Source organism: Modestobacter caceresii (assembly GCF_000761485.1).
GTDB classification, from domain to species: domain Bacteria; phylum Actinomycetota; class Actinomycetes; order Mycobacteriales; family Geodermatophilaceae; genus Modestobacter; species Modestobacter caceresii.
The window spans coordinates 1-7,431 of record NZ_JPMX01000075.1 but is presented as its reverse complement, the minus strand read 5'-3'; the positions used below and the strand labels follow the sequence as shown (position 1 = coordinate 7,431).

The following is a 7,431-nucleotide window of genomic DNA, read 5'->3' as shown; positions in this document are numbered from 1 at the left end:
TGTTGATGACCTCGACCATGTGCACCGGGATGCGGATGGTGCGGGCCTGGTCGGCCATGGCGCGGGTGATGGCCTGCCGGATCCACCAGGTCGCGTAGGTGGAGAACTTGTAGCCCTTGGTGTAGTCGAACTTCTCGACCGCGCGGATGAGCCCGAGGTTGCCCTCCTGGATCAGGTCCAGGAAGGCCATCCCGCGACCGGTGTAGCGCTTGGCCAGGGAGACCACGAGACGGAGGTTGGCCTCCAGCAGGTGGTTCTTCGCGCGCTCGCCGTCGCGGACGATCCAGTTGAGGTCCCGGCGCATCTGCGGGGAGAGCTTCTGGCCGTCCTCCTCGACCTGGCGGAGCCGCTCGGCGCCATAGAGGCCGGCCTCGATCCGCTTGGCGAGGTCGACCTCCTCCTCGGCGGTGAGCAGGGCGACCTTGCCGATCTGCTTGAGGTAGGCGCGGACCGAGTCGGCCGACGCGGTGAGCTCGGCGTCCTTCCGGGCCTGCCGCAGCGCCTCGGACTCCTCCTCGTCGTCCCACTCGAAGTCGCCGCTGGGCTCGGCGTCCTTCTCCTCGGTCTCGGCGACGGCGACGCCGTCCTTGCCGGTCACGACGGTCTCGTCGAGCTTGAGGCCCTCGGCCCCGGCGTCGACCACGGCGAGGGCCGCCCCGTCGGAGGCGACGGCGGTGAGGACGGTGCCCTCACCGGTGCCCGGGGAGGGGGTGATCGTCGGCTTGCGGGAGGCGGTCTTCCTCGCCGGGGCCTTCTTGGCCGGGGCCTTCTTGCCCGTCGCGGTCACCGGTGCGGTGGTCGACGAGGCGCTGGCACGGGCGGCGACCGTCCTGCTGCGACTCTGGCTGCTCACCGTGGTCGCGTCCGGTCCTGGCTGGTCGGCGGGCACTCGGGTTCCTTCCCGTGCTACTGCAGTGCGTTCCTGGAGGGCCGCGGTGGCCTGCGGGCAGCGGCCCGGACGACGCTCGGGCGTGACAGGGCCCACCGAGGGACCGGACGAGACGCACGCCGTGCGGGGTTTCGCCGGGCCGGGAGTGGGGATGACCTATTGGCTGGGGGAGCGTCGCGGTGGGGCGTTCCCATTGTAACGACGCGCACGCGGCGGTCCACAGGTTCTGTGCGCGCGACCCGGTGCCCAGGCCGCCCCCCGCCCCGGACGGGGAGGGGGCGGGCCTATGTCAGTCCCTCGTCACTGACCGATGTGCTGCTCGGCCGCGAGTGCCGCGCCGACGATCCCGGCGTCGTTGAGCAGCTCGGCGGCGACGACCCGGGTCCGGGCGGACAGCAGCGGCACCCACTTCTCCGCCTTCTTGCTCACCCCGCCGCCGACGATGATCAGGTCGGGCCAGAGGCTGGCCTCCAGCGTGTCGAGGTACCGGTCCACGCGCTTTGCCCACTGCGGGTAGCTGAGCTCCTCGCGCTCCCGTGCCGACGCCGACGCGCGCTTCTCGCCGTCCTGGCCGTCGACCTCGATGTGGCCGAACTCGGTGTTCGGCACGAGGGTGCCGTCGATGAACAGCGCGCTGCCGATGCCGGTGCCGAAGGTCAGCATCAGCACCAGACCGCGCTCACCCCGGCCGGCGCCGTAGGCCATCTCGGCGATGCCGGCGGCATCGGCGTCGTTGAGCGTCTGGACGGTGCCGGGGATGACCGCCTCGAGCCCGGCGGCCATGTCCGTGCCGATCCAGCTCTTGTCCATGTTGGCGGCGGTGAAGGCCTCCCCGTGCTTCATCACCCCCGGGTAGGTGACGCCGATGCGTCCCTCCCACCCGAACTGCCCGACGATGTCGGCCACGACGCCGTAGACCGGGTCGGGCAGGGCCGGCTGCGGGGTCGGGATGCGCACCCGTGCCCCGACCAGCTCGCCCCTGTCCAGGTCGACCACACAGCCCTTGATGCCGCTGCCACCGATGTCCACTCCGAAGCCCTGCACGGGAGGCAGGCTAGCGACCCCCGCCGCGGACGGCGCACAGGTCGGGCAGGATCGCTCTCCGTGATGACCTCCGGCACCCCCGTGCCCGACCTGTCCACCGAGCTGCTGGAGCTGGCCCGGGCCACCGCCGAGGAGGCGGCAGCCCTCGTCGGGGCAGGGCGCAGCCGCGCCGCGGAGCAGGTCGACACCAAGTCCAGCCCGGTCGACGTCGTGACCGCCGTCGACACCGCCAGCGAGGAGCTCATCGTCCGCCGGCTGCTCGAGGCCCGGCCGGACGACGGGGTGCTGGGGGAGGAGGGCGCGTCCCGCACGGGCACCAGCGGCGTCCGCTGGGTGGTCGACCCGATCGACGGCACGGTGAACTTCCTCTACGGCCTGCCCGCCTACGCCGTCTCCATCGCCGGCGAGGTCGACGGCCGCACCGAGGTCGGCGTGGTGCTCAACGTCGGCACCGGCGAGCTGTTCACCGCGGTCCGCGGTCGGGGTGCCTGGCTCACCGCCCCGGGGGCGGCGGCGATGCAGCTGCACGGCAGCTCGCCGGCCTCGCTGGAGCAGACCCTGGTGGCGACCGGCTTCGGGTACCGGGTGGAGCAGCGCCGTGCCCAGGGCGCGGTCGTCGCGCAGCTGCTCCCCGAGGTGCGGGACATCCGCCGCTGGGGGTGCGCCTCGCTGGACCTGTGCGCGGCAGCGGCAGGCCGGGTGGACGCCTACTACGAGCTGGACCTCAAGCCCTGGGACCACGCGGCCGGCGCGCTCATCGCCGCGGAGGCGGGGCTGGTCGTCACCGGGACGGGTGGCCGCCCGTTCGCCGAGCCGATGGCGGTCGCGGTGGCCGACTCGGTCGCCGAGCCCCTGCTCGCGCTGCTGGACCGGCTGCACGCCGCCGGCTGACCGGGGACGCGCGGCGGGTCAGCAGTCCGCTTCGGCGCTCGCCGCCTCGAGCAGCGCGGCGGCGACCTCCTCCTCGCTGGCCAGGCCGGCGAAGTCCGGCCCGATCACGAGGTCGACGACGCCGGTGGAGCGGGTGTCGACGCGGTTGGTGGCGCCGGGCAGGTACAGCCGCAGGAAGTCGGCGGCCTCCCGTCCCGGGCCGGCGAACCGCAGTTCCCCGACCCCGGTCACGTCGGCGGTGCTGGGGTCGTTGGCGGTCTCCGTGACGACGAACCCGCGGCTCTGCAGGGTCGTGGTGACCTCACCGGCCAGTCCGGGGGTGTCCGTGGCGTTGTAGACCCTGATCGACACCGTGGCCGGGTCCAGCTCGGTCGGCACGTTGCTGGCGCTGCTGCAGACCGCTTCCTCGGCCTGCTCCCGGGCCTTCTCGTCGCTGAGCACGTTCCACCAGACGCCCATGGCGGCCAGGGCGAGCACCAGCAGGAACACCAGGGCCGGCACCGGCCGGCGGTTGCGGCGCGGGGCGTCGGGTCCGCGCTCGGCGGTGTCGTCGGCGAGCTCGGTCACTGGGTCCTCACGGCGGCCGGCACGTACACGCAGTCGACCCTAGCGGCGTCCGGAGCGGCTACAGCGCACCGTCCTCGAGTGCGGCGCGTCCCAGCTCCACACAGGGGTCGATCTTGTCGGCGTAGCCGGTGGTGTCCTTGCCGGCCATCGCGCCGGCCGCTGACCGGGCCACGATGCCGGCGACGATCGCGGCGAACTTGAAGTAGGCGAAGCCCACGTACCAGTTCAGGTCCGACAGGTCGGCGCCGCTGCTGGCGGCGTACCGCTCGGCCAGCTCGAGCCGGGTCGGGAAGCCGGGCAGCGTGGTGACCTGCGAGACCGAGACGGCCCGCTCCTCGCCGGCCTGCGGCCAGTAGACGAAGAGCATCCCCAGGTCGGTGAGCGGGTCGCCGAGCGTGGACATCTCCCAGTCCAGGACGGCGCGCACCCGGCCGGGGGTCTGGGGGTCCAGCAGGCAGTTGTCCAGCCGGTAGTCGCCGTGGGTGATGCCCGTGCGCCGGGTGGCGGGCACGGTCTCGGCCAGCCGGGCGGCCAGTGCGTCCAGCTCCGGCCGGTCGGTGTCGCGGGTGGCGTCCCACTGCTTGGTCCAGCGGCGCACCTGTCGCTCCAGGAAACCCTCAGGGCGGCCGAAGTCGCTCAGCCCGACCGACGTGGGGTCGACGGCGTGCAGGGCGGCGAGGGTGTCCATCAGGCCGTCGGCCACGGCCCCGCGCTGGGCCGGCTCGTCGGCGTACCCGGGCGGCAGCTCGTTGACCACGTGCACGCCGACCACGCGTTCCATCACGTAGAACGGGGCGCCCAGCACGGAGGTGTCGGTGGCCAGGTGCAACGTGCGGGGCACCGGGACGGGGGTGCCAGCCAGCGCGGAGATGACCCGGTGCTCGCGCACCATGTCGTGGGCGGTGGCCAGCACCGCACCCGTCGGCGGCCGGCGCAGGATCACCGCGTCGTCCTCCGGTCCGCCCTCCGGCGTCACCACGTAGGTGAGGTTCGACATGCCCGCGGCGATCAGCTCCACCCGGACCGATCGCCACTTCTCGTGCCCGAGAGCAGTCGCCAGATAAGGGCCGACGACCCCCGGATCAGCACCCACTGGAGTCCCCACGGCGGCAGGGTAGCCTCTGGCGCTCCTCGGCTCGGCCGGCCTCCCGGAGGTCCCGATGTGTCGGTCTCCGACAGGCGGGCACAAACCGGGGCCGGACGGCGTTGGGCGGCTGGCTGGGTGCAGGACGCCGGGACGACCAGGAGGCGTGCTCGCCCACCGGTCGACCCGGACCAGTCCGGTGCACCACCGAGCGACCCGGGACAGGGGCCATCTGGCCCCCGGACCGGCGCGACACCCCCGGCCGCTCCTGGCGGCCGGCACCACCGCCGTCGGCGCCCGCCGCCGACGGCAGACGAGCGGGCCGTGCGCCCGCGACGAAGAGAGAGTGAGGGGCACACCATGGCCCAGGACTACGACGCCCCCCGGCGCAACGAGGCCGACGAGCTCGGCGAGGACTCCCTGGAGGAGCTGAAGGCCCGTCGGGCCGAGGCGCAGTCCTCCTCGGTGGACGTCGACGAGACCGACTTCAACGAGGCCCTCGAGCTCCCCGGAGCGGACCTGTCGAACGAGGAGCTCACCGTCCGCGTGCTGCCCAAGCAGGAGGACGAGTTCACCTGCTCGCGCTGCTTCCTGGTGCACCACCGCAGCCGGCTGGCGGCCACCCGCAACGGGCAGCCGGTCTGCCGGGACTGCGCGGCCTGAAGAAGGACCTCCTTGCCCCCACCGCTCGCGAGCTCGGTGGCGGGGCCCTGCAAGGGGGGCCGTCCCAGTACGTCACCCGGCTCGCGGTGGGACCCTGCGAGGGAGCAGTTCGAGCACGTCGTCGTCGAGGGGAACCGATGAGCCAGCAGCCGCGTGACGTCCCGCCGCCGCGCCCCGTGGGCGGGACGCCGGTGGAGGGCGAGGTCGTCGGCGCCGACAGCGGCCTCGGTGCCGCTGCGCGGGCTCTCGCCGACGCCGTGGCCGGGCTGCTCGGCCGGGACGAACCCGGCGTGGGCACCCGCGGACGGGACGGCGGCGGACCGGGCCGGACGGCCGCGGGTGCACGGGCGGCGACCGGTGTGCTCGCCGACGTCGTCTCCGCGGTCACCGCCGCGGCCCGGGACGCCCGGGCCGGCTCCGGGCGCGAGGGCTCCGCGGGCACGGACGACCGCGGTGGGACCACCCGTGGGAACTCGGCCCCCTCCGGTCTGCTGGGCGACCTCCTGGACGCGGCTGCCCCCCGGCTCCCGATCCGGGACGGGGCCCGGCTGCGACGGGCTCATCCCGGCGCCTCCGACGCGGAGATCGCCGACGCCCTCGTCGCCCGGGCGGCCCGGCTCACCGGTGGGGTCGGCGCCGCGACCGGCGGTCTGGCCGCGGCGCAGTGGTTCGCGCCACCGTCCCTGGTCGCCGTCCCGCTGGAGCTCGGTGCGCAGACCGTGCTGGTGGCCGCCGTCGAGGTGGTCCTGGTCGGGGAGCTGCACGAGCTGGCCGGCCGGCCGGCACCGGGCGATGCCCGGGCCCGGGCCGGTGCGTACCTGGCCAGCTGGAGCACCCAGCGGGCCGTCGGGAGCGCCTCCTCCGGTGGGCTGTTCGCCGCGCTGAGCACGGCCGGGACGGCTGCGCTGCGGCGTCGGATCACCCGCCGCCTGGCCCGGAGCACGACGTCGGTGGCACCTCTGCTGGTCGGCGCGACCCTGGCCGCCCGCGGCAACCGCAGGGCGACGGCCGCGTTGGCCGACCGGCTGCGTGCCGACCTCGTGCTGCCGCCGTCCGCTCCCGGCGCCTGACCGCCGGGTCGGCCCGCACGGGCACCGGTCGGCGCGGCTAGCCTCGCCGCCGTGCCCGTTCCCCTGCCCGAGCAGCCCCCGGCCGGCGTGGCCGCCGTCGTCGACGTGCCCGTCGTCCTCGGCGCCGCCGCCGTCCTCCCGGCCTACGCCCTGCCCGGTGACGCCGGCGCCGACCTGTGCGTGGCCGAGGACGTGGTGCTCGCGCCGCACCAGCGCGCGCTGGTGGGCACGGGGGTCGCCGTCGCGATCCCCGAGGGGTTCGCCGGCTTCGTGCACCCACGCTCGGGGCTGGCGCACCGGCTCGGGCTGAGCCTGGTCAACGCACCGGGCACGATCGACGCGGGTTACCGGGGCGAGATCAAGGTCAACCTGGTCAACCTCGACCCGACCACCACGCTGCGGCTCTCCCGCGGCGACCGGGTGGCCCAGCTGGTGGTGCAGCCGGTGGTGCGGGCTCGGTTCGTGCCGGTCCCCGAGCTGCCCGGGAGCGAGCGCGGCAGCGGCGGGCACGGCTCCACCGGCGGGGCAGCTGCGCTGGCCGCCGACCTGACCCCCTCATCTCTGGAAGGACGGGCCTGACGATGCCGTTCGGACGTCGACGCAACCGGATCGACCGCAGCCTGCGGGAGCGGGGCGTGCCCCCGGAACCGCAGGTGCGGGAGCGGGAGGAGACAGCGACCAGCGGGCCGTGGGACGAGGCCGACGCCCCGGAGGACGGTCGGCCGCGCGTCGACCTCGGGGCCCTCCGGCTGCCGGCCCTCCCCGGCATGGAGCTGCGGGTGGACGTCAACGCCCAGCAGAAGGTGGTCGGGGCCAGCCTCCGTGCCGGCGACTCGCTGCTGCAGCTGTCGGTGTTCGCCGCCCCGCGTGCCGGCGGCCTGTGGGACGACGTCCGCGCCGAGCTCGCCCGCGGGGCGAGCGGGCAGGGCGGCCGGCTCACCGAGGTGGACGGGCCGTTCGGCCCTGAGCTGGTCGGGTCCATCCTGGTCGCGGCGCCACCGCAGCCGGGGGAGACCGGGGCACCGAAGCCGGTGCGCCATCCCACCCGCTTCCTGGGCGTCGACGGCCCCCGGTGGTTCCTCCGCGGGATGATCAGCGGCTCCGCGGCCGCCACGCCGGAGGCGGCTGCGCCGCTGGAGGCGGCGTTCCGGTCCGTCGTCGTCGTCCGCGGGCCGCAGCCGATGCCCGTGCGCGAACAGCTCCCCCTGACGCTGCCACCGCAG

General features: G+C 74.9%; 9 protein-coding genes. 5 read left to right on the top strand and 4 right to left on the bottom strand.

All coding sequences use genetic code 11. The annotated features are described in order from the left end of the window. Together IN07_RS26410 and ppgK are read right to left on the bottom strand one after the other, a co-directional pair. Window positions 1–889 (bottom strand): sigma-70 family RNA polymerase sigma factor (locus IN07_RS26410; RefSeq protein ID WP_231558400.1); only part of this gene is annotated, 889 nt, incomplete at its 3' end. 300 nt (window positions 890–1,189) lie between these two features. Further along, window positions 1,190–1,933, bottom strand: a complete 744-nt coding sequence (gene ppgK / locus IN07_RS15105; protein ID WP_081975438.1) for a polyphosphate--glucose phosphotransferase — start codon at window positions 1,931–1,933, stop codon at window positions 1,190–1,192. Between the two features lie 63 nt (window positions 1,934–1,996). Between ppgK and IN07_RS15100 the strand changes: the two genes are divergently transcribed. After that, window positions 1,997–2,824, top strand: a complete 828-nt coding sequence (locus IN07_RS15100; protein ID WP_052091304.1) for an inositol monophosphatase family protein — start codon at window positions 1,997–1,999, stop codon at window positions 2,822–2,824. Between the two features lie 18 nt (window positions 2,825–2,842). Here IN07_RS15100 and IN07_RS15095 read toward each other — a convergent pair whose 3' ends face one another. Both IN07_RS15095 and IN07_RS15090 read right to left on the bottom strand, forming a co-directional pair. After that, on the bottom strand, window positions 2,843–3,391 hold the full coding sequence (locus IN07_RS15095; protein ID WP_036336981.1) for a LytR C-terminal domain-containing protein: 549 nt from the start codon (window positions 3,389–3,391) through the stop codon (window positions 2,843–2,845). Window positions 3,392–3,449: 58 nt separating this feature from the next. After that, window positions 3,450–4,496 carry a phosphotransferase family protein gene (locus IN07_RS15090; RefSeq protein ID WP_036336979.1) on the bottom strand — a complete coding sequence of 349 codons (1,047 nt, stop codon included), beginning with the start codon at window positions 4,494–4,496 and terminating at the stop codon, window positions 3,450–3,452. 339 nt (window positions 4,497–4,835) lie between these two features. Here IN07_RS15090 and IN07_RS15085 point away from each other — a divergent pair, with 339 nt between their 5' ends. From IN07_RS15085 to IN07_RS15070, 4 genes are all read left to right on the top strand, one after another. Next, complete coding sequence (locus tag IN07_RS15085) at window positions 4,836–5,138, top strand: DUF4193 domain-containing protein (RefSeq protein ID WP_036336978.1); 303 nt, start codon at window positions 4,836–4,838, stop codon at window positions 5,136–5,138. Between the two features lie 137 nt (window positions 5,139–5,275). Then, window positions 5,276–6,208 (top strand): hypothetical protein, encoded by a 933-nt coding sequence (locus IN07_RS15080; RefSeq protein WP_036336977.1) that lies wholly within the window; start codon window positions 5,276–5,278, stop codon window positions 6,206–6,208. A 51-nt stretch (window positions 6,209–6,259) separates the two neighbouring features. After that, the gene (gene dut, locus IN07_RS15075; RefSeq protein WP_081975436.1) at window positions 6,260–6,787 is read left to right on the top strand and encodes a dUTP diphosphatase; all 528 of its coding nucleotides are present in this window, start codon (window positions 6,260–6,262) and stop codon (window positions 6,785–6,787) included. 2 nt (window positions 6,788–6,789) lie between these two features. After that, window positions 6,790–7,431: DUF3710 domain-containing protein (locus tag IN07_RS15070; RefSeq protein WP_036337210.1), on the top strand; the 642-nt coding region annotated here is incomplete at its 3' end.

Coding starts and splice junctions, on each gene's coding strand:
- IN07_RS15100 (WP_052091304.1), top strand. CDS start 1,997: ATGACCTCCGGCACCCCCGTGCCCGACCTGTCCACCGAGCTGCTGGAG.
- IN07_RS15085 (WP_036336978.1), top strand. CDS start 4,836: ATGGCCCAGGACTACGACGCCCCCCGGCGCAACGAGGCCGACGAGCTC.
- IN07_RS15080 (WP_036336977.1), top strand. CDS start 5,276: ATGAGCCAGCAGCCGCGTGACGTCCCGCCGCCGCGCCCCGTGGGCGGG.